This is a genomic window from Agromyces lapidis (genome assembly GCF_009749405.1).
Classification (GTDB): Bacteria; Actinomycetota; Actinomycetes; order Actinomycetales; family Microbacteriaceae; genus Agromyces; species Agromyces lapidis.
The window spans coordinates 43,595-63,981 of sequence record NZ_WBIQ01000008.1 but is presented as its reverse complement, the minus strand read 5'-3'; the positions used below and the strand labels follow the sequence as shown (position 1 = coordinate 63,981).

20 protein-coding genes, 1 tRNA gene and 2 pseudogenes are annotated in these 20,387 nt (G+C 70.8%); 9 read left to right on the top strand and 14 right to left on the bottom strand.

Annotation, left to right across the window (positions count from 1 at the left end; all coding sequences use genetic code 11):
• Window positions 1-186: 186 nt before the first annotated feature.
• Window positions 187-903: a FadR/GntR family transcriptional regulator gene (locus GQQ93_RS13120; protein WP_157424688.1), complete on the top strand. Its 717-nt coding sequence runs from the start codon at window positions 187-189 to the stop codon at window positions 901-903.
• A gap of 42 nt (window positions 904-945) precedes the next feature.
• Here GQQ93_RS13120 and GQQ93_RS18110 read toward each other — a convergent pair.
• The 3 genes and pseudogenes from GQQ93_RS18110 to GQQ93_RS13110 all read right to left on the bottom strand — a co-directional run.
• Window positions 946-1,365: pseudogene (locus GQQ93_RS18110) on the bottom strand (zinc-binding dehydrogenase); the annotation flags it as partial.
• Window position 1,366: 1 nt separating this feature from the next.
• A pseudogene (locus tag GQQ93_RS18105) lies at window positions 1,367-1,753 on the bottom strand (GntT/GntP/DsdX family permease); the annotation flags it as partial.
• Between the two features lie 64 nt (window positions 1,754-1,817).
• Window positions 1,818-2,342: a gluconokinase gene (locus GQQ93_RS13110; protein WP_246192319.1), complete on the bottom strand. Its 525-nt coding sequence runs from the start codon at window positions 2,340-2,342 to the stop codon at window positions 1,818-1,820.
• Window positions 2,343-2,540: 198 nt separating this feature from the next.
• Here GQQ93_RS13110 and gndA point away from each other — a divergent pair, with 198 nt between their 5' ends.
• The 4 genes from gndA to GQQ93_RS13090 all read left to right on the top strand — a co-directional run bounded on the left by gndA (window position 2,541) and on the right by GQQ93_RS13090 (window position 5,155).
• Complete coding sequence (gene gndA / locus GQQ93_RS13105; protein ID WP_281349914.1) at window positions 2,541-3,995, top strand: NADP-dependent phosphogluconate dehydrogenase; 1,455 nt, start codon at window positions 2,541-2,543, stop codon at window positions 3,993-3,995.
• A gap of 102 nt (window positions 3,996-4,097) precedes the next feature.
• Window positions 4,098-4,451: a YidH family protein gene (locus tag GQQ93_RS13100; protein WP_157424687.1), complete on the top strand. Its 354-nt coding sequence runs from the start codon at window positions 4,098-4,100 to the stop codon at window positions 4,449-4,451.
• 3 nt (window positions 4,452-4,454) lie between these two features.
• On the top strand, window positions 4,455-4,796 hold the full coding sequence (locus tag GQQ93_RS13095) for a DUF202 domain-containing protein (RefSeq protein WP_157424686.1): 342 nt from the start codon (window positions 4,455-4,457) through the stop codon (window positions 4,794-4,796).
• Window positions 4,793-5,155, top strand: a complete 363-nt coding sequence (locus tag GQQ93_RS13090) for a hypothetical protein (protein ID WP_157424685.1) — start codon at window positions 4,793-4,795, stop codon at window positions 5,153-5,155. Before GQQ93_RS13095 ends, GQQ93_RS13090 begins: the two co-directional genes overlap by 4 nt.
• Window positions 5,156-5,177: 22 nt before the next feature.
• Here GQQ93_RS13090 and GQQ93_RS13085 read toward each other — a convergent pair whose 3' ends face one another.
• Window positions 5,178-6,332, bottom strand: coding sequence for a DUF998 domain-containing protein (locus GQQ93_RS13085; protein ID WP_170296197.1), 1,155 nt, complete (start codon window positions 6,330-6,332; stop codon window positions 5,178-5,180).
• A 197-nt stretch (window positions 6,333-6,529) separates the two neighbouring features.
• Here GQQ93_RS13085 and GQQ93_RS13080 point away from each other — a divergent pair, with 197 nt between their 5' ends.
• Complete coding sequence (locus GQQ93_RS13080) at window positions 6,530-6,883, top strand: VOC family protein (protein WP_157424683.1); 354 nt, start codon at window positions 6,530-6,532, stop codon at window positions 6,881-6,883.
• A gap of 19 nt (window positions 6,884-6,902) precedes the next feature.
• Here GQQ93_RS13080 and GQQ93_RS13075 read toward each other — a convergent pair whose 3' ends face one another.
• The 5 genes from GQQ93_RS13075 to GQQ93_RS13055 all read right to left on the bottom strand — a co-directional run bounded on the left by GQQ93_RS13075 (window position 6,903) and on the right by GQQ93_RS13055 (window position 11,739).
• Complete coding sequence (locus tag GQQ93_RS13075) at window positions 6,903-7,406, bottom strand: hypothetical protein (protein ID WP_157424682.1); 504 nt, start codon at window positions 7,404-7,406, stop codon at window positions 6,903-6,905.
• Window positions 7,407-7,420: 14 nt separating this feature from the next.
• Window positions 7,421-9,121 (bottom strand): long-chain-fatty-acid--CoA ligase, encoded by a 1,701-nt coding sequence (locus GQQ93_RS13070; RefSeq protein WP_157424681.1) that lies wholly within the window; start codon window positions 9,119-9,121, stop codon window positions 7,421-7,423.
• Window positions 9,122-9,130: 9 nt separating this feature from the next.
• Entirely contained in the window at window positions 9,131-10,165 is a 1,035-nt protein-coding gene (locus tag GQQ93_RS13065; protein ID WP_157424680.1) for a ribose-phosphate diphosphokinase, read from the bottom strand.
• Window positions 10,166-10,179: 14 nt separating this feature from the next.
• Window positions 10,180-11,619 (bottom strand): bifunctional UDP-N-acetylglucosamine diphosphorylase/glucosamine-1-phosphate N-acetyltransferase GlmU, encoded by a 1,440-nt coding sequence (gene glmU / locus GQQ93_RS13060; protein WP_157424679.1) that lies wholly within the window; start codon window positions 11,617-11,619, stop codon window positions 10,180-10,182.
• A 48-nt stretch (window positions 11,620-11,667) separates the two neighbouring features.
• Window positions 11,668-11,739, bottom strand: a tRNA-Gln gene (locus GQQ93_RS13055).
• A 73-nt stretch (window positions 11,740-11,812) separates the two neighbouring features.
• Here GQQ93_RS13055 and GQQ93_RS13050 point away from each other — a divergent pair.
• Window positions 11,813-12,310 carry a MarR family winged helix-turn-helix transcriptional regulator gene (locus GQQ93_RS13050; protein ID WP_157424678.1) on the top strand — a complete coding sequence of 166 codons (498 nt, stop codon included), beginning with the start codon at window positions 11,813-11,815 and terminating at the stop codon, window positions 12,308-12,310.
• 23 nt (window positions 12,311-12,333) lie between these two features.
• Here GQQ93_RS13050 and GQQ93_RS13045 read toward each other — a convergent pair whose 3' ends face one another.
• A complete protein-coding gene (locus tag GQQ93_RS13045; protein WP_157424677.1) occupies window positions 12,334-12,570 on the bottom strand; it encodes a hypothetical protein in 237 nt (78 codons plus the stop codon).
• A gap of 27 nt (window positions 12,571-12,597) precedes the next feature.
• Here GQQ93_RS13045 and GQQ93_RS13040 point away from each other — a divergent pair, with 27 nt between their 5' ends.
• Complete coding sequence (locus GQQ93_RS13040; protein WP_157424676.1) at window positions 12,598-14,187, top strand: HNH endonuclease signature motif containing protein; 1,590 nt, start codon at window positions 12,598-12,600, stop codon at window positions 14,185-14,187.
• Window positions 14,188-14,345: 158 nt separating this feature from the next.
• On the top strand, window positions 14,346-15,584 hold the full coding sequence (gene aztD, locus GQQ93_RS13035) for a zinc metallochaperone AztD (protein ID WP_157424675.1): 1,239 nt from the start codon (window positions 14,346-14,348) through the stop codon (window positions 15,582-15,584).
• Window positions 15,585-15,636: 52 nt separating this feature from the next.
• Here aztD and GQQ93_RS13030 read toward each other — a convergent pair whose 3' ends face one another.
• From GQQ93_RS13030 to GQQ93_RS13015, 4 genes are all read right to left on the bottom strand, one after another.
• Entirely contained in the window at window positions 15,637-16,296 is a 660-nt protein-coding gene (locus GQQ93_RS13030; protein WP_157424674.1) for a methionine ABC transporter permease, read from the bottom strand.
• Window positions 16,296-17,324 carry a methionine ABC transporter ATP-binding protein gene (locus GQQ93_RS13025; RefSeq protein ID WP_157424673.1) on the bottom strand — a complete coding sequence of 343 codons (1,029 nt, stop codon included), beginning with the start codon at window positions 17,322-17,324 and terminating at the stop codon, window positions 16,296-16,298. Before GQQ93_RS13025 ends, GQQ93_RS13030 begins: the two co-directional genes overlap by 1 nt.
• 101 nt (window positions 17,325-17,425) lie before the next feature.
• The gene (locus tag GQQ93_RS13020) at window positions 17,426-18,325 is read right to left on the bottom strand and encodes a MetQ/NlpA family ABC transporter substrate-binding protein (protein WP_157424672.1); all 900 of its coding nucleotides are present in this window, start codon (window positions 18,323-18,325) and stop codon (window positions 17,426-17,428) included.
• Window positions 18,326-18,508: 183 nt separating this feature from the next.
• Window positions 18,509-20,359, bottom strand: coding sequence for an ABC-F family ATP-binding cassette domain-containing protein (locus GQQ93_RS13015; RefSeq protein WP_157424671.1), 1,851 nt, complete (start codon window positions 20,357-20,359; stop codon window positions 18,509-18,511).
• Window positions 20,360-20,387 lie beyond the last annotated feature (28 nt).

Below are 20,387 nucleotides of genomic sequence, written 5' to 3'. Positions count from 1 at the left end.
CAGTCGCCTGCGCAGAGCGTGAGGAAAAGCCGTGGAGCCTGCTCCTACCGCGTCGATCACGGATGCCCCGCTGCCCGTTCGCACGGGCGGGCGGGCGTCCCTCGCCGAAGTCCAATCGCCCATTCTACCCGAACTCGCGCGCACGGCCGTCCTGAGCGGTGCGGGCGCCCTCGCTATCCTCGGAACATGAGCTCCCGCCTGCACGATCTGGCCGTCGACACCCTCGGCCGGCGCATCGTCGCGGGCGAGCTCGGGCCGGGCACGACGATGCTCGCGATCGACCTCGAGCGCGAGCTCGGCGTCTCGCGATCGGTCGTGCGCGAGGCGGTGCGCGTGCTCGCGTCGCTCGGGCTCGTCGAGAGCGTCAAGCGGCTCGGCATCCGGGTGCGCCCGACCTCGGCGTGGAACGTCTTCGACGCCTCCGTGATCCGGTGGCGACTCGCCTCCGAGCACAAGGGCGCGCAGCTGCGCTCGCTGACCGAACTGCGCTCGGCCGTCGAGCCGGCTGCGGCCGAGCTCGCCGCCCGCCACGCCCCCGACGACGACGCCGCCGAGCTCACCGCGATCGCCGGTCGCATGCGCGCGGTCGGGCGGGCCGGCCGGCTCGAGGAGTTCCTGGAGCTCGACATCCGCTTCCACGGCCTCGTGCTCGCCGCCTCGGGCAACGAGATGTTCGCCCAGCTCGAGGGCGTCATCGGCGAGGTGCTGCGAGGCCGTACCCACTACGGCCTCATGCCGGACCACCCGCACGAGGAGGCGCTGCAGCTGCACCTCGATGTCGCGGATGCCATCGGCGGACGCCGCCCCGACGCGGCTCGAGACGCGATGGACCGCATCATGCGCCGCACCGTCGCCGAGGTCGAGCAGGTCTGGCTCGCCGAGCCTCGGGCGTTCCCGGGCTGAGCGACCGGGACCGGCCGGGAGAGGCCGGGCTCCCACCCGCCCTCACTCGAAGCGCAGCAGCACCTTGCCGCTCCGCGAGGCGTCGAGCGCCGTCTCGAACGCCTCGAGCGCGTCGTCGAGCCCGAACTCGTGCGTCACGACGCCGTCGACGTCGAGGCTGCCGTCGGCGAGCGCCGCAACGACCTCGTCGATCTCGTCGTTGAAGCGGAACGAACCGACGAGCTCGAGTTCGCGGGTGATGGCGAGCGAGACGAGCGCGGGCTGCTCGCCCGACGGCAGGAGGCCGACCATCACGACGCGACCGCCGCGGGTGGTGCCGTGCACGGCGGAGGCGAGTCCGCGGTGGTTGCCCGAGGTCTCGAAGGCGACGTCGGCGTCGACCGCGGCGATCGCCTCGGCCGCGTCGGCCCCGTCGGCGCGCAGCACCGTGGTCGCCCCGAGCGCACGCGCCCGGTCGAGCGGTGGCGTCGAAGAAGATCGGGAAGCCGAACATCAGCGAGGCGACCGAGAGCGCGAGCGGGGCGCGCTTCTCGCCGAACCTCCTGATGAGCGCGTTCGTCAGCACGTCGGCGCCGCCCGAGACCTCGAGCATGCGGCCGAGCATCGCACCGAGCCCGACGAGCAGGGCGACGCTCGCGAGCGTGCCGCCGAATCCGGTGAGCAGCGTCGGCACGAGCTGGCCCGCGGGCACGCCCGTCGCGATCGCGGTCAGCACGCTGACGATCACGAGCGCGATGAACGCGTGGATGCGGAACTTCATGATCAGCAGCAGCAGCACCGCGATCGCGGCCGCCGCGATGGCGAGGAGCCCGGGCGTGCCGAGCGTCCAGTTGAGTTCGAGGTCGGTCATCGTCGTCCTTCGGTTCGAATTCGATGGGGTTGTGGTGGTCGTGGGGGCCGGGACGGCCGGGTGGTCAGGCCGCGTCGAACCGGGCCAGTGCGGCCCGGACGTCGTCGACGATCTCGCCGGGGCTGCGGCGCACGTCGATCACGATGCCGCGCTCGCCTTCGCCGAGCGGCTCGAGCGCGTCGAACTGCGAGGCGAGGAGGCTCGCGGGCATGTACTCGTGCACGCGGCCGCGCTGGCGCTCGGCGATGAGCTCGGCTTCGCCGGCGAGGTGCACGAAGACGGTCTCGGGAGCGTGAGCGGCCAGCTGCTCGCGGTAGCGGCGGCGGAGGGCCGAGCAGGCGACGACGATCGGCGTGCCATCGGCGAGCTCGGCTCCGATGCGCAGCGAGATGAGCTCGAGCCAGGGCGCGCGATCCTCGTCGTCGAGCGGGATCCCCTCGGCCATCTTGCGCTTGTTGGCACTCGGGTGCAGGTCGTCGCCGTCGATGAACGGGGCGCCGAACGCCTCGGCGAGCGCGCCGCCGACGGTCGACTTGCCCGATCCGGACACGCCCATCACGATGAGCGGGGTTCGCAGGGTCTCTGCCATGAGTGCTCCTCAGACGCTTCATTACATCTGATTCCAACACTCGCCTTCGCGAATAAATCAGATTTGTCGCGGCTACGCTAGCACAGCACCCACCGTGCCGAAAACGCGAGAGCGTCTGCTCACCGCAACACCGTGCAACCGTGAGGCGCGCTCACAGTACGCTGGGAACGACCCCACCCTTTCTTCGAGGAGAGCTACGTGCCTGTCACCCCTTCAGCAAACATCGGCGTCGTCGGACTCGCCGTCATGGGCTCGAACCTCGCCCGCAACCTGGCGAGCCGCGAAGGCAACACCGTCGCCGTGTTCAACCGCTCCCCCGAGCGCACGCGCACCCTCGTCGACGAGCACCCCGAGGCCGGCTTCGTCGCGAGCGAGTCGTACGACGACTTCGTCGCCTCGCTGCAGAAGCCCCGCACCGCGATCATCATGGTGCAGGCGGGCCGCGGCACCGACGCCGTCATCTCCGAGCTCGCGAGCCGTTTCGAACCGGGCGACATCATCGTCGACGGCGGCAACGCGAACTTCCACGACACCATCCGCCGCGAGGGCGAGATCTCGCCCACCGGCATCCACTTCGTCGGCACCGGCATCTCGGGCGGCGAGGAGGGCGCGCTCAACGGCCCCTCGATCATGCCGGGCGGCTCAGCCGAGTCGTACGAGACCCTCGGCCCGATCCTCGCCTCGATCGCCGCGGTCGCCGAGGGCGAGCCGTGCGTCACCCACGTCGGCACCGACGGTGCGGGCCACTTCGTCAAGATGGTGCACAACGGCATCGAGTACGCCGACATGCAGCTCATCGCCGAGGCCTACGACCTCATCCGCCAGGGCACCGGCAAGAGCCCCGCCGAGATCGCCGAGATCTTCGCCGAGTGGAACACCGGCGAGCTCGAGAGCTACCTCATCGAGATCACCGCAGAGGTGCTCCGCCAGGTGGATGCCTCGACCGGCCTCCCGCTCGTCGACGTCATCCTCGACGAGGCCGGCGCCAAGGGCACCGGCGCGTGGACGGTGCAGAACGCCCTCGACCTCGGTGTGCCCGTCTCGGGCATCGCCGAGGCCGTGTTCGCCCGCAGCCTGTCGTCGAAGCGCGCGCAGCGCGAGGCATCCGCGACCCTGCCCGGCCCCGACGGGGAGTTCGCCGTCGCCGACGCCGACGCCTTCATCGAGGACGTCCGCCAGGCGCTCTACGCATCGAAGATCATCGCCTACTCGCAGGGCTTCGACGAGATCATCGCCGGCGCCGAGCAGTTCGGCTGGGACGTCAAGAAGGGCGACATCGCGAAGATCTGGCGAGCCGGATGCATCATCCGAGCCCGCTTCCTCAACCGCATCGCCGACGCCTACGCGGAAGACCCCGAGCTCGTGGCCCTCGTCGTCGCGCCGTACTTCCGCGACGCGGTCACCGGCGCGCAGGCGGCATGGCGCCGCGTCGTCGTCGCGGCGGCGCAGTCGGGCATCCCGACGCCGGCGTTCAGCTCCTCGCTCGCGTACTACGACGGCCTGCGCGCCCCGCGCCTGCCCGCCGCGCTCGTGCAGGGGCAGCGCGACTTCTTCGGCGCGCACACCTACAAGCGCGTCGACAAGGAGGGCGTGTTCCACACCCTGTGGTCGGGCGACCGCAGCGAGATCGAGACGACGCCCTCCTCGCACTGATCCCTCGCACCGGTCGCGACCGGTGACCCACGCGCGCCGGGCCCGGTGCGGCCGAGCGCCGCACCGGGCCCGCGCCCGTTAGGCTCGATGCCGGAGGTACGCATGGCAGAGCCGAAGTGGCGCCACGAGGGCGAAGAGCCCGACTACCGTTTCACCCTCGCCAACGAGCGCACCTTCCTCGCCTGGATCCGAACGGCGCTCGCGCTGCTCGCCGGCGGGGTGCTGCTGCACCAGTTCGCGGTCGAGCTCGACCCTCGACTGGTCGTCACCGTCCTCTCGGTCGGCCTGGGCGTCGTCGCCGCGGTGCTGAGCGTGCTCTCGTACACGCGCTGGCGCGCGAACGAGATCGCCATCCGGCACGGCCGCCCGCTGCCCTACAGCTGGGTGCTCCCCCTGCTCGCAGCGGTGTGCCTCATCACGAGCGCCGTGCTCGCCGTGCTGCTGCTCGTGGCCTGAGCCATGGTCGCCCACAGCGTTCCCGCCACCGGCGATCCCGGTCTGCAGCCCGAGCGCACGGCGCTCTCGTGGAGCCGCACCGCCTTCGCACTCGCCGTCAACGCCCTGCTCTCGCTCCGTTCGGGGCTCGTGGCGGGTGAGCCGTGGCTCGTGGCCGTCGGCGCACTGCTGTTCGCGGCATCCGGTGCGGCAGTGGCCCTCGCGACGGTTCGCCGTCGCCAGCTCTCTGGCGAGCGCCTCGTGATCACGCCGCCGCGCGGCGCGCTGGCCGGGGTCGCCGTCGCGACGCTGCTCGCGAGCGCGGGCGGCATCGCCTCGATCTTCGTCGAGGGTGAGATGGCATGACCGACGAACGCCCCGAACCCGACGACGCGCGGCACGACGAACGCCCGGTCTACGGCGAACGCCGCCGCCGGGTGCTCCGCATCACCGTGCTCGTCGCGCTGGCCGCCCTCGTCCTGCCGCTCGTGCTCTCGATCGCCGGTCAGGCGCGATCCGCGGCGGCACGCGCGTGCGCCGTCTACGTCGAGCGCTACGACGCCGACGCGGTCGGCTCGCGCGTCGCGCTCGACCTCTTCGGCGACGGCGGCCCCGGGTGGATGTGCTCCGCGGTGTCGGCGGGCGGAGTCGCGACGCCGCTCGCGAACCTCGGCCTGCTGCCGAGCGCGCCGCGCCCGGTCGACCCCGACGAAGTCCCCGCGTAACCCGGCCGCTCGATTCCGTCGGTCACCGCGGCAGCGGCGATCCGGTGCCGGGCGCGCCGTCCACGGCGTGATCGTGCCCGGCCGACCCATTCTCGCCGGCGCCCGCGATCTCGACCGCCGGAGCCACGGGCTCACCGGGATTGCGGAGGAAGACGATCACCCAGCTGAACACGAGCACCGCGACGACGAGCTCGACGGCCGTGAGGTTGTAGTAGCCCGAGATGAAGAAGACCGCCATCACGACGATCACGCCGATGTAGACGTACCCGAGCAACAGAAACACCCGCGGCGTGGTCGGGATGAACCGGCGCAACGAGAGCACGAGCACGGTGTAGACGATCGCCATGCCGGTCGCCGAGACGTTGTGAGCGGTCAGGAACTCGTCGACCGGAAACAGGCCGACGCACGCGAGCAGCACCCCGATCACGGCGAGGAACACGGCGACCGTGCGGCGCCCCTTCGCCTCGGCGGGGCTCGCCGTCGGCACCCCGGAGACGGCGTAGTGGGCGATGGTCGTCACGAGCACACCGGCGATGATGAGCGTGAGATTGAACGCGAGCGCCGAGATGTCGTCGGTGATGCCGAGCGAGCTCAGATTCTTCTGCCACCAGTGCGGATCGGAGGCGCTCAGCATGCTCGCGAGCGCGCCGACCACGAGGAAGACCGCGAGCACGAGCGACAGCACCATCGGAGTGAGGTGCGCCGAGGAGAGGAACACCGCGTACGCGGTGATCGCCGTCGCGACCGCCGTCAGCGCCGCCGCGGGCACCGCGAAGACGACCGCGTCGACGAAGCTCAGGCTGAGCACCGTCGCGAGTCCGATCCAGCCGAGCAGCGCGATGACCGCGTGCGCCACCGCGAGCGCGGCGATGTCGTACCACCGCAGCGGTCCGTGCGGCGCGCCGCTCGGCACGATCGGCGCATCGCCGGCGCTGCGGGTGGCCACCACCCGGCGACCGACCACGAAGACGACGAGGGCGACGACGGCCGAGGTGATGCCGATCATCTGACCGAGCGAGCCGTCGCCCGCGATCGGCAGTTCGCGCCCCCAGTAGATCAACCCCGACAGCGGCGCGGCGACCACGAACACGGCCGCACCGATGAGCAGCGCAGCCGACTCGAGCGACTGCGCATTCGCTGCCGGATGACGAAGCAGCCTCCTGATCGACGTTGACATGGCACTCCCCGCGTCCGCGTCGCGGTCGGTGCGATCCACTCGTCCGTGCCCCGACATCCAGCGGGCCGATCGGCCCTGAGCCGCAACCTAGCACCACGCGGGCATCCGGGCCAGACCCACGAGCGGGGAGTCACGGGCCGGTCGACGTCGGCCTCCCCGCGAAGTATCTTGATATCGAGATACTTCGGAGGTTCGCCATGCTGCACCACGTCCAACTCGCCACCCCGCCCGGTCGAGAGTCCGCGCTCCGCGACTTCTACGCCGGCGTGCTCGGCCTCGCCGAGCTCGAGAAGCCGGCCGCGCTCGCGGCGCGCGGCGGCTGCTGGTTCAAAGGTCACGGCATCGAACTGCACCTCGGCGTCGAACCCGACTTCAGGCCCGCGACGAAGGCTCACCCCGGACTGCTGGTCACGGGTCTCGACGCCTGGGCCGACCGGCTCCGCGACGCGGGCTACCCCGTGCACTTCGACGACGACTTCCCGGGGATGCGTCGCTTCTACAGCGAGGACTGCCACGGCAATCGGCTCGAGTTCCTCGAACCGATCACGTGAGGCGAAGCTCGGCCGCGGCTCAGCTCTCGTCGGCGTCGTCGGGGAACACCCGCTTGTACTTGCGCCCGTCGGCGAGCTCGACGGTCTCGGCGCGCAGGATGCCCCGGGTGACCCGCTGGTAGATCGCCTGCGCCGTGACCCCGTACCTCGCCGCGGCCTCGGCGACCGAGAGCCCCGGCAGCTCGGTCGGCACGCTCGAGGGGCGCTCGCGCTTGCGCTTGCGGCTCGCCTCCTGGCGTGCCGAGATCGTCGCGTCGTCGCCCGCCCAGCGGTACTTCGCCGCCGAGGCGCTGAGGCCGGAGGCCTGCGCGATCTCGTCCCAGCCGATCCCGGCGGCGAGCGCGTCGCGCACGGCGGCGAGCACGGCCGGGTCGGATTCGAGTGCGGTCACGAGCGAACGGATGCCGCCGAGCCGCTCGAGCGGCGAGGCGTCCTCTCCGTCGGGGTCGGCTGCGCCGTCGAGCGCGTCGAGCGCGACGAGCTCGGCCAGCGCCCGCGCAGTCTCGGCGGAGAGGAACGACACGGGCCCGGCTCGGTTCAGCCGTTCAGCAGGCCGTTGCGCACTTCGCGGCGCAGCACCTTGCCGATGAGCGATCGGGGCAGGTCGTCGGCGGGCAGGATGCGCTTGGGCACCTTGTACGGCGTCAGCCCGTCGCGCACGAAGTCGCGGATCGACTTCTCGTCGAACTGCGCCCCCTCGGCGAGCACGACGACCGCGACGACCTCTTCGCCCGAGTGCTCGTCGGGCAGGCCCACGACGGCCGCGTCCTCGACGTCGGGGTGCGAGCGCAGCGCCTCCTCGACCTCGCTCGGCGCCACGTTGAAGCCGCCGGTGATGATGAGCTCCTTGATGCGGTCGACGATGCGCACGAAGCCCTCGTCGTCGATCGAGACGATGTCGCCCGTGCGGAACCAGGGCGCCCCGCCCTCGGGGTCGGCGACGAAGACGGCCTCGGTCTCTTCGGGCTTCTGCCAGTAGCCCGAGAACACCTGCGGGCCGCGCACGATGAGCTCGCCCTCGGTGCCCGGCGCGACGTCGTTCGACGGCTGCTCGGGGTCGACGACCCGGCATTCGGTCGACGGCAGGGGCAGGCCGACGGTGCCCGCCTTGCGGTTCGGCGCGACGGGGTTCGCCATGAGCACGGGCGAGCATTCGCTGAGCCCGTAGCCCTCGACGAGGTAGCCGCCGGTCGCGGCCTCCCAGGGCTCGACGACCTCGGCCGACAGGGGCATCGCCCCCGAGATGGCGATCTGGATGCCGTCGAGCGAGACGCCCTCGGCGGCCGCGGCCTTCGTGAGCCGGTCGTAGATCGGCGGCACCGCGGGCAGGAAGGTCGCGGGATGCTTCTTCACGACCTTCAGCACGAGCTCGGGGTCGAACTTCGGGAAGAGCACGAGACGTGCGCCCATGCTCATCGCGAAGGTGAGGCAGAGCGTCAGCCCGTAGGCGTGGAACATGGGCAGCACCGCGTACACGACCGCGGTGCCGCGCGGAACGTCGGGGACCCACGCACGGGACTGCGCCGCGTTCACGAGCAGGTTCGCGTGCGTCAGCGTCGCGCCCTTCGGGCTGCCCGTGGTGCCGCTCGTGTACTGGATGAGGGCCACGTCGGCGACCGTCGGCGCGATGATGTGGGGGTCGATCGGCGCCGAGGAGGTGAGCTCCTCCCAGCGCACGGTGCCGCGCACCTTGGTCGTGAGCGCGGCCCGCGACTCGCGCGCCTTCGAGACCGGCAGGCGGAGGAGCGCCCGCGTGAGGAACGGCATCGCCCGGGTCACGTCGACCGAGACGAGGTGCGCGACCTGCACGTCGGAGGGGAACGCCTGGATCGTCTCGACGACCTTGTCCCAGGCGATCACGACACGGGCGCCGTGGTCTTCGAACTGGTGCCGCAGCTCGCGCGGCGTGTAGAGCGGGTTGTGCTCGACGACGATCGCCCCGAGCCGCAGCACCGCGTAGAACGCGACGATGTGCTGCGGGCAGTTCGGCAGCACGAGGGCGACGGGGTCGCCCTTCTGCACGCCGAGCAGGCGCAGGCCCTCGGCGGCGCGCTCGATCTCGTCGCCGAGCTCGCGGTAGCTCATCGTGCGCTCGAAGAACTCGAGCGCGACGTTCTCGGGGTACTGCTCGACCGAGGCGCGGATGAGGTCGTAGAGCGAGCCCTCGGGCTCGTCGATGTCGTCGGGGACTCCCGCCGCATAGCTCGCGAGCCAGGGACGGGGCGTCGTGATCGTCATCGGCGGGGCCTACGCCTCACCGTTGAACATGCTCGTCACCGAGCCGTCCTCGAAGACCTCGCGGATCGCGCGACCGAGCAGGGGCGCGATCGGGAGGATCGTGAGCCCGTCCCACAGCTTCTCGGGCGGCAGCGGCACCGTGTCGGTCACCACGACCTGGTCGATCGACTGGTCCTGGAGACGCTCGGCCGCCGGGTCGCTGAAGATCGGGTGGGTCGCGGCGACGATGACCCGCTCGGCACCGTTCTCCTTGAGTGCCTGCGCCGCCTTCACGATCGTGCCGCCGGTGTCGATCATGTCGTCGACGAGCAGGCACACCCGGCCGGCGACGTTGCCGACGATCTCGTGCACGGTGACCTGGTTCGCGACCTTCGGGTCGCGGCGCTTGTGGATGATCGCGAGCGGCGCGCCGAGGTCGTCGGCCCAGGTGTCGGCGACGCGGACGCGGCCCATGTCGGGCGAGACGACCGTGAGCTTCGCGCGGTCGTCGGCCGACAGGCTCTCCTCGAAGTGGCGCAGCAGCACGGGCTTCGCGAAGAGGTGGTCGACGGGACCGTCGAAGAAGCCCTGGATCTGCGCGGCGTGCAGGTCGACGCTCATGATGCGGTCGGCGCCGGCCGTCTTCAGCAGGTCGGCGACGAGGCGGGCCGAGATGGGCTCGCGACCGCGGCCCTTCTTGTCCTGCCTGGAGTACGGGAAGTAGGGGGCGACGACGGTGACGCGCTTCGCCGAGGCGCGCTTGAGCGCGTCGAGCATGATGAGCAGCTCCATGAGCCACTCGTTGACGGGCGGGCCGAACGACTGCACGACGAACACGTCGCAGCCGCGCACCGAGACCTCGAAGCGGGTGTAGATCTCGCCGCTCGCGAAGGTGCGGTGCTCGGTCGGCGCGAGCTCGGTACCGAGCACCGCGGCGACCTGCCCTGCGAGCGCCGGATCGCTGCGACCCGTCACGACCACGAGACGCTTCTTGGTCTTGGCCTGCAGGCCGGGTGCGATGTTGTTCTCCAGGTCGAGATCGACGACCTTCTTCTTGCGCCCCATGGTTCGCCTTCTGCTCACTTGCCTCGTTCGCCGGACCGCGCCTCGGCGGCGACACGGGCCGCCTCCGTACCGGGTCGATGTTCTTCGACCCACCCCTCGATGTTGCGCTGAGGGGCGACGCTGAGGGCAAGTGCCCCGGCGGGAACGTCCTTCCGCACGATCGCACCGGCGCCGGTCTTCGCTCCGGCACCAAGCCTAACGGGCGCGACGAGCACGGTGTGCGAACTCGTGTGCACCTGATCGGCGATCTCGGTGCGGTGCTTGTTGACGTCGTCGTAGTTCGCGGTGATGGTGCCCGCGCCGAGGTTCACGCCACGACCGATGGTGGCATCGCCGACGTACGAGAGGTGCGGCACCTTGCTGCCCTCGCCGATCCGCGTGTTCTTCGACTCGACGAAGGCGCCGATCTTGCCGTCGGCGCCGAGCACGGTGCCCGGGCGCAGGAACGAGAAGGGGCCGACCGTCGCACCGGCGCCGATGACCGCGAGAGTGCCGTCGGTGCGGCGCACCTCGGCGTTCTCGCCGACCTCGCAGTCGACGAGGGTCGTGTCGGGGCCGACGACCGCGCCGGTCGCGATGACGGTCGCACCCTTCAGCTGCGTGCCGGGGCGGATCGTCACATCGGGCTCGATCTTCACGGCGAGGTCGATCCACGTCGTGGTCGGGTCGTCGATCGTGACGCCGGCGAGCTGCCAGCCGCGCACGATGAGCGCGTTGAGCCGCGCCGCGGCCTCCGAGAGCTGGGCGCGGTCGTTGATGCCCGCGACGAGCCAGGGCTCGGCCACCGGGACGGCCTCGACCTCGGACCCGGCCGCACGGAGGAGGCCGATCACGTCGGTCAGGTACTTCTCGCCCTGGGCGTTCTCGGTGGTGAGGTTCGCGAGCTGGTCGCGCAGTGCTGCCGCGCCGAAGGCGTAGATGCCGGCGTTGATCTCGGCGATCGCCCGCTCGGCGGGCGTGGCATCCTTCTGCTCGACGATGCGGTCGAACGCGCCCGCGTCGCTGCGGACGATGCGCCCGTAGCCGCTCGGGTCGTCGTAGACGGCCGAGAGCACGGAAGCAGCTGAACCGGTGCCGCGGTGGCGACCGAGGAACTCGGCGAGGGTGTCGGCGTCGAGGAGCGGCACGTCGCCGTTCAGCACGAGCACGTCGCCGTCGAAGCCCTCGGGCAGCGCGGCGATCGCGAGCTCGACCGCTCGGCCGGTGCCGTCGATCTCGTCCTGGTCGACGAGCACGGTGCCCGGGAAGTCCGCCTCGATCGCCGAGGCGACCCGCTCGCGCTCGTGGCGCACCACGGCGAGCACGTGCGCGGCGTCGAGCGCGCGCGCGGTGGCGAGCACGTGGCCGACGATCGGCGCACCCGCGAGCGGGTGGAGCATCTTCGGCAGCGAGGACTTCATGCGGGTGCCCTGGCCTGCGGCGAGGACGATGATCGCGAGGTTCTGGTCGGTCATGCGGCTTCCTGTGGTTGCGGCGGCGTCTGAGGCGACGGGATGCCCGGGCTCCGCCACCAGGATTCGAACCTGGGCCTCACAGCTCCAAAGGCTGTCGTGCTGCCGTTACACCATGGCGGAATGCGCGCGACGGCTTCCCGGCGCACGCGCCCTCAAGTCTGCCATGCCGCAAACCGCGCGCGATAATGGCGGGATGAGCGATGCCGACGAGGTCGACCGGATCGTCGACGACTGGGAGCGCGAGCGCCCCGACCTCGACTTCTCCCCGCTGCAGGTGCTGTCGCGCGTCGCGCGACTCGCGAAGCACCTCGACCGGGCGAGACGGCAGGCCTTCGCCCGCTCCGAGCTCGAGGCCAGCGAGTTCGACGTGCTCTCGGCGCTGCGCCGTGCGGGCACCCCGTACCGGCTCTCCCCCAAGGCCCTGCTGCAGCAGACGCTCGTCTCGAGCGGCACCATGACCAACCGCATCGACCGGCTCGTCGAGCGTGGGCTCGTCACGCGCCAGACCGACCCGAACGACGGCCGCGGCATCCTCGTCGAGATGAGCCCGGCCGGCCTCACCCGCGTCGACGCGGCGATCACCCGGCTCGTCGACGCCGAGGCCGAGCTGCTCGCCCGCCTCCCCTCGACCGAGCAGAAGCGGCTCGCAGGGCTGTTGCGCAAGCTCAGCCTCGGGTTCGACACCCTGTAGCTCGCGACGCACGCGCCTGCTCCTCACTCGTCGCCGTCGCTTGCGAACCAGCACACGCCGGCGTCGTGCACGATGAGCTGCGCCGCGGTCGGCTGCGGTGCCGTGCCCTGTCCCGCACCGCTCCGACGCGAAGGCGACGCGAGCGGTGCCGAGGTGATCGCAGACCTTGGCGACGCGATCGGCAATGCACGACGGATGCCCGAGGTCGGACGCTCGGGAGGAGGATTTCGCTGCGAAATCCGTCCGAAGTACTCGAACATACGTTCGAATCTCGGGTAAGATGAACCATGACTTCGAACGGGCTCGCGACGATGCCGACGGCTGGCACGCTGCCCGGCATGGCGCCGCCCGAACCCGCCGTCACTCCGTTCGTCCAGGCGCAGCTCGGCCTCGACCTCCTCATCGATGCGGCCGTGCGGGCGCAGCGCATCGAAGCGATGCATCGGGCGATGCACATCGACGTGATCGCGATGACCGTCGCCTTCGCCCTGCACCATGCGGCCGCGTTCGTCTCCGCCACCCTCTCTCCGGCGCGCCGTGACGAGATGGCCCGTCGCAGCGTCGTCGCCGAGCTCGCGACAGCCCTGCGAGCATCCGAACGCACGATGCAGCGTGAAATCGACGACGCCTGGGTGCTGACCAACCGACTGCCGGCCACACTGTCGGCGCTGCGGCGGGGCGAGATCACGATGCAGCACGCTCGCATCGTGATCGGCGCGAGTTGCGATCTCGCCGACCGGTCGACCGCGTGCGCTGAACTCGATGAGCGTCTCGCCCTGCTCGGTGCGCAGCTCACACCCGCGAAATTGCGGGTCAAGGCTCGACGGCTTCGTGAAGAGCTCCTGTCCGAGACGATCTCCGAGCGACATCGCGCCGCGCGCGACTCCAGACGGATCGATCTCGAGCCCGGCACCGACGGAATGGCGTGGTTGCACCTGTTGCTGCCGGTGGCCGAGGCCATCGGCATCGTCGACCGTGTCGATCGGGCGGCGAGCGAGACCCATCGGGGTACTCACGATTCCCGCACCTCCGCGCAGCTCAGGGCCGACATCGCAAGTTCGCTCCTCCTGCGCGGCACGCTTTTCGACGGCGACGGCGACGGCGAAAGCGAACGCCGTGGCCTTCGCCCGAACCTGGGCGAATCCAGCTTCGACCCCATCAGGTCGATTCGCGCGACGGTGCACGTCACCGTCCCGGTGCTCACGCTGATGGGGCTCGACGAGAAGCAGGCGCACCTCGACGGCTACGGCCCGATCGACGGCGACACCGCTCGCCGCCTCGCGGCCCACGCGCCGTCGTTCACCCGGCTGCTCACGCATCCGGTGAAGGGCACGGTGCTCGACGTCGATCGCACGAGCTATCGCCCACCCGCCGATCTCCGGCGGTGGTTGCGGGTTCGCGACGGCACCTGCCGATTCCCTGGCTGCAACCGTCCGGCTGCGCGATCCGATGCCGACCACACCCTCGACTACGCCGACGGCAATCGAACGGCGCACGACAACCTCGCACACCTGTGCGCGCGACATCACCACCTGAAACACGAGACCGCCTGGTCCGTCACCCACCTCGGCGAAGGCGCGCTCGAGTGGCGTTCGCCGTCGCGTCGGCGGTACACGACGCTGCCCGCCGAGCCGATGCCCGCGCCTCCGCGACCCACGCTCGGGCTCGGGCTCGGGCTCGGGCTCGGGCTCGGGCTCGACCCTGCGAACACACCCGAAGTGCCGACCGATCTGCACGCGCAGGCGGTGCGCAAGAAGAACGCGACCGCTGAGATTGTTGTCGCGGTCAAGCCGATGACGCCGGTCGAGGCGGTCGAGGCACCTGCGGCACCGGCTGGCCCGATCAACGGCGAATACCCTTCCGCCGCTCCGTTCTGATCGAGACGGCACGCGGGCACGCAGGCACGCGGGCAACCATCCCGATCGCGAGCGCCCGTAGTCGCGCATGCGGCCGCCGCCCCACATACAGGCTCGCGCGTCCGCCGCCCTGGCTGCGCAAATTGATAATGATTTTCATTAACGATAACGTGACCGCCATGATCACACCCAGCGGCCCCAGTCCCCTCCGAATCGCGGCCGTCGCCTCCCCGCTCCTCGCCGTCATCGCCCTCGCCGGGTGCGCGTCGCCGGGCGCCCCGTCCGCCGCGAGCCCCGTCGACGAGTCGGGTTCGCGGGAGGTCGAACTCGGCGCACCGCGCATCGTCATCGCCCATGACGGGGGCCTCACCGTGCTCGAGGGCGACACCCTCGAGCCGGTCGCCGACCTGCCACTCGACGGCTTCCTCCGGGTGAACGCCGCGGGCGACGGGCGCCACGTCATCGTCTCGACCGACGACGGATTCCGCGTCGTCGACACCGGTGTCGCCACCGAGGAGCACGGCGACCACGCCCACTACTACGCCGAGGAGCCCCGGCTGACCGAGCTCGCCTTCCCTGCGGAGCATCCCGGCCATGTCACGACGCACCACGGCATCACCGCGCTCTTCGCCGACGGCACCGGCGAGGTGCAGCTCTTCGATGCCGACGCCCTCGCCGAGGGCGAGCCCGAGGTCCGAATCCACCACAGCGAGGAAGCGCACCACGGCGTCGCCGTCGCCCTCGACGAGGGCGCGCTGCTGACCACGCTCGGCGACGACGAGCGCCGCACCGGTGCGATCGTGCTCGACGATTCGGGGAACGAGCTCACGCGCAGCGAGGACTGCCCCGGTGTGCACGGCGAGACCGTCTCAGCCGGCGACGTCGTGGTGCTCGGCTGCGAGGACGGCGCCCTCGTCTTCGACGGCGCGTTCACGAAGATCGCGGCCCCAGACGCGTACGGCCGCATCGGCAACCAGGCCGGCTCCCCCGAGTCGCCGATCGTGCTCGGCGACTACAAGGTCGACGCCGACGCCGACCTCGAGCGGCCCACCAGGGTGAGCCTCATCGACACCGAGCAGGCATCGATGCGGCTCGTGGAGCTCGGTACGAGCTACACCTTCCGCTCGCTCGCGCGGGGCCCTCACGGCGAGGCGCTCGTGCTCGGCACCGACGGTGCGATCCACGTCATCGACCCGGTGAGCGGCACCGTGTCGAAGCGCATCTCCGTGATCGACGAGTGGAGCGAGCCGGTCGACTGGCAGCAGCCGCGACCCGCGCTCGAGGTGCGCGGCCACGTGGCCTACGTGACCGACCCGAGCGACTCGAGCGTGCACGCCGTCGAGCTCGAGTCGGGCGAGGTCACGGCGAGCGCCGTGCTCGACCACGTTCCGAACGAGCTCGCCACCGTCGGCGAGTAGCGACACGGATGCCTCGGGGCGGGCGCGCATCGCGCACCCGCCCCGATCGGCGTCAGCGCCGCAGCACCTTGCGGGCCAGCCAGTTGCCGAAGAACTGCAGCGCCTGCACGAAGATCACGATGAGCAGCAGCGCCGCCCACGTGATCGCGGGTTCGAACTGCCGGTAGCCGTAGACGAGCGCGAAGTTGCCGAGCCCGCCGCCGCCGATGAAGCCGGCCATCGCCGTCATGTCGACGATCGCGACGACGATGAACGTGTAGCCGAGGATGAGCGGGCCGAGCGCCTCGGGGATGACGACCGTGCGGAGGATCCGCACAGGGCCGGCACCCATCGCACGGGCCGCTTCGATCGCGCCGGGCGAGACCGTGATGAGGTTCTGCTCGACGATGCGCGAGATCGCGAAGGAGGCGGCGATCGACAGCGAGAAGACCAGGGCGTCGTTGCCGATGCCGACGCCGATCACGTACCGCGCGAACGGCTGCACCGCGGCGAGGAAGATGATGAACGGGATCGGGCGGAAGAAGTTGATGACGACGTTCAGCACGTTGAACACCGCGCGGTTGGGCAGCAGGCTGCCGGGGCGGGTGCTGTAGAGCACCACGCCGAGCAGCAAGCCGATCGCGCCGCCGATGAGCAGCGTGAGCGCGACCATGTACAGCGTCTCGTACGCGGCGACCCAGAACTCCGAACCGAGTTCGAACAGGCGATCCATCAGGCGGCCTCCGTCACTTCGACGCGCGCGGCGATCGAGGCGAGTGCGGCGTCGGTCGCGGCATCCTCGCCCCTGATCGCCAGCGTCAGATGACCGAACGCACGGCCCTGGATGTCGTTGATGCCGCCGTAGACGAGCTCGAAGTCGAGCCCCGCCCGGGCGAGCTCGAGGAAGACCTGCGCCTGCGAGGCGTCCCCGTCGCGGAAGGAGATCGTGACGATGCGCCCCTCGTGGCGCTCGCGGAGCACCGCGAGCTCGGCCGGCGAGGGAACTCCCTTGACGACGGTCGAGACGAAGCGCTGCGAGGAGGTGTTCTGCGGCGCCGAGAACACCTCGAACACGTCGCCGTTCTCGATCACGCGGCCGCCGTCCATGACGGCGACCTTCGTCGCGATCGACTGGATGACGTCCATCTCGTGCGTGATGACGACGATCGTCACGCCGAACTCGCGGTTCACGCGCTTGAGGAGCTCGAGCACCTCCTGCGTCGTCTCGGGGTCGAGCGCGCTCGTCGCCTCGTCGGCGAGCAGGAGCCGCGGCGAGGTCGCGAGCGCACGGGCGATGCCGACGCGCTGCTTCTGCCCGCCCGAGAGCTGCTCGGGGTAGGACTTCGCCTTGTCGGAGAGCCCGACGAACTCGAGCAGTTCGGCCACGCGGGGCGCGATCTCGGCCTTCGACCAGCCCGCCACCTTCAACGGGTAGGCGATGTTGCCCTGCACCGTCTTCGAGGTGAACAGGTTGAACTGCTGGAAGATCATGCCGATGCCGAGCCGGACCTTGCGGAGCTCGCGCTCGGGCAGCCCGGTCAGCTCGCGGCCGTCGAACTCGATCGAGCCGGAGCTGGCCGGCTCGAGCGCGTTGACGAGCCGCACGAGGGTCGACTTTCCGGCGCCCGAATAGCCGATGATGCCGTAGACGTCACCGGGCTCGATGTCGAGCGTGACATCGTCGACCGCGACGACCTCACGGCCGCCCTTCTCCGGTGCCGGGTACGTCTTCGTGACGTTCTTCAGCGCGACGAGCGCCATGGTGGTTCTCCTCCGGACTCGTGGTCCTCTGGAAACGCGCACCGGGCGGCGGGACCGGATGGGTCACCGCCGCCCGCGCGGCGGAACGGTGGAACGGGCGATCAGCCCTTGGCGGCCTTCGTGTCGGCCTCGACCTTGGCGAGCGACTCCGCGAGGTCGGCGACGGGCGTCACGACCGGCACGCCGGTGCCGCCGGAGGCCTCGATGAGGCCGGCCTGCACCTCGGGGTCGGTCTGGAAGATCTCGACGAGCTTCTTGTAGGTCGCGTTGTCCTCGTCTTCGGCGCGGGTGGCGAAGATGTTCACGTAGGGCAGGGCGTTGGGGTCGCTCGGGTCGTCCTGCGCGATCGCGTCCTCGAAGGTGAGTCCGGCGTCGGCGACGAAGTCGTTGTTGATGACCGCGGCGGCCACGTCGGGCAGCGAGGTCGGCGTGAGCGAGGCCTCGAGGGCGGTGACCTTGACGCGCGAGGCGCTCTCGTCGACGTCGGCGAGGTCGGAGAAGATCGTGCCGCCGCTCTTCAGCTCGATGAGGCCGGCCGACTGCAGCACGAGCAGCGCACGCGCCTGGTTCGACGGGTCGTTCGGCACGGCGACGGTCTCGCCGTCCTTGATGTCGTCGGCCGACTCGTACTTGGTCGAGTAGAGGCCGAGCGGGTAGATCGCGGTCGAGCCGATCGCCGTGAGGTCCTCACCGGCCGACACGTTGTAGTCGGCGAGGTAGACGATGTGCTGGAACTGGTTGAGGTCGAGCTCGCCCTCGGTGGTCGCGGGGTTCGGCTGGGCGTAGTCGCCGAAGTCGACGATCTCGATGGTGATGCCCTCGTCGGCCGCGGCCTCCTCGAACGCGGACCACTGCGGGTCGCCCTTGCCGACGACGCCGATCTTCACGACCTCGCTCGCCGAGTCGCCCTCGCCGCCGGCGGGCGTCGCGCACGCCGCCAGACCGAACAGGAGGGGGGCGGCCGCGAGTGCGGCGATGAGCTTCGTGGTGCGGTGTGACATGGGGTTCCCTTTCGCTTCGGGCGCCGCGGTCTGGGTGCGGATGGGCGTGGAGCAGGCATGGCTCCGCCACCGTTGATTTCAGTGGGGGCTTCGATGCCGCGATCGCGGGCGCATCTCTACGCTAGGCGAAGGTTCTTCGCCGTGTTGACCACATGGTCACAAACGGTCACAGCTTCTGCGACGTCAACCCTCGAGATTCTCAGATACTTCGAGCCAGCGGGTCTCGAGGTCGGCAACGGATGCCTCGAGCCCCCGCAGCACGTCGCCGAGCTCGCCGAGGCCCACGTAGTCGGACTGGTCGTGGCGGGCGAGCTTCTCATGCTGCACCGCGATCTCGGCCTGCAGCTTCTCGAGCCGGCGGTCGATCGAGGCGAGCTCCTTCTCGGCGTTGCGGCGCTCGGCCCCCGACAGTGCGGGCGCCGCAGCGGTCGAGGCCGGCGCCGCAGGCCTGCCCTGCGCGCCCCCGGGCGCCGCCGCACTCGCCTGCCTCGCGGCATCCACGCCGGCCCGCAGCTCGAGGTATTGCTCGATGCCACGAGGGAGATCGCGCAGGTGGCCGTCGATGATCGCGAGCTGCCGATCGGTGACCCGCTCGATGAGGTAGCGGTCGTGCGAGACGACGAGGAGGGTGCCCGGCCACGAGTCGAGGAGGTCCTCGATCGCGGCGAGCATGTCGGTGTCGAGGTCGTTCGTCGGCTCGTCGAGGATGAGCACGTTCGGCTCCTGCAGCAGGATGAGCAGGAGCTGCAGGCGGCGCTTCTGGCCGCCCGAGAGGTTCTTCACCGGGGTCGACAGCTGCGCGCTCGTGAAGCCGAGCCGCTCGAGCAACTGGCCGGGGGTGAGCTCGACCGCCTTCGAGCCGGCGCCGACGGTGTAGCTCGCCCGCTGCTCGGCGACGACGGCCGACACCCGCTCGTCGGCCCATTCGGCGAGCTCGGCGAGCTCCTGGCTGAGAGTCGCGATGCGCACCGTCTTGCCCCGCTTCACCCGGCCCGTGGTCGGCTCGACGGCGCCCGTGACGAGCCCCAGGAGCGTCGACTTGCCTGCGCCGTTCACCCCGAGGATGCCGGTGCGCTCCCCCGGCGCGATTCGCCACTCGAGTTCGTGCAGCACGGTCTTGGAGCCCGTGGCCGACTCGGCCGACGGGTACTCGACGCTCACGTCGAGGAGGTCGACGACGTCCTTGCCCAGCCGCGACACTGCGAGCTGCGAGAGCTCGACCGCGTTGCGAACGGGCGGCTCGTCCTCGATGAGCTGGTTCGCCGCCTCGATGCGGAACTTCGGCTTCGAGGTGCGCGCGGGCGCGCCGCGGCGCAGCCACGCCAGCTCCTTGCGCATGAGGTTCTGCCGCTTCGCCTCGCTGGCGGCGGCCATGCGGTCGCGCTCGACGCGCTGCAGCACGTAGGCGGCGTACCCGCCCTCGAAGGGCTCGACGATGCCGTCGTGCACCTCCCACGTCGCCGTGCACACCTCGTCGAGGAACCACCGGTCGTGGGTCACGACGACGAGCGCGCCCTGGCCCTGGGCCCAGCGACCCTTCAGGTGGCCCGCGAGCCAGGCGATGCCCTCGACGTCGAGGTGGTTCGTGGGCTCGTCGAGGAACAGCACGTCCCAGTCGCCGATGAGCAGCGCCGCGAGGCCCACGCGGCGACGCTGGCCGCCCGAGAGGCTGCCGACCTGCGCCTGCCACGGGACATCCGCGAGCAGCCCGCCGATGACGTCGCGCACCTTCGCGTCGCCCGCCCAGACGTGCTCGTCGATGCCGCCGACGACGGCCTCGGCGACGGTGGTGCCCGGGTCGACGACGTCGGCCTGGTCGAGCATGCCGATGCGGATGCCACGACGCTGCGTGACCCGCCCGCCGTCGGGTTCGAGGCGGCCGGCGAGGAGCTTCATGAGGGTCGACTTGCCGTCGCCGTTGCGGCCGACGACCCCGACGCGGTCGCCCTCGTCGATGCCGAGGGTCACCTCGTCGAAGACGGTGCGCGTCGGGAACTCGAGATGCAGGCGCTCAGCGCCGAGGAGGTGTGCCATGACCTGACGAGCCTAGCCGGGCGACCCG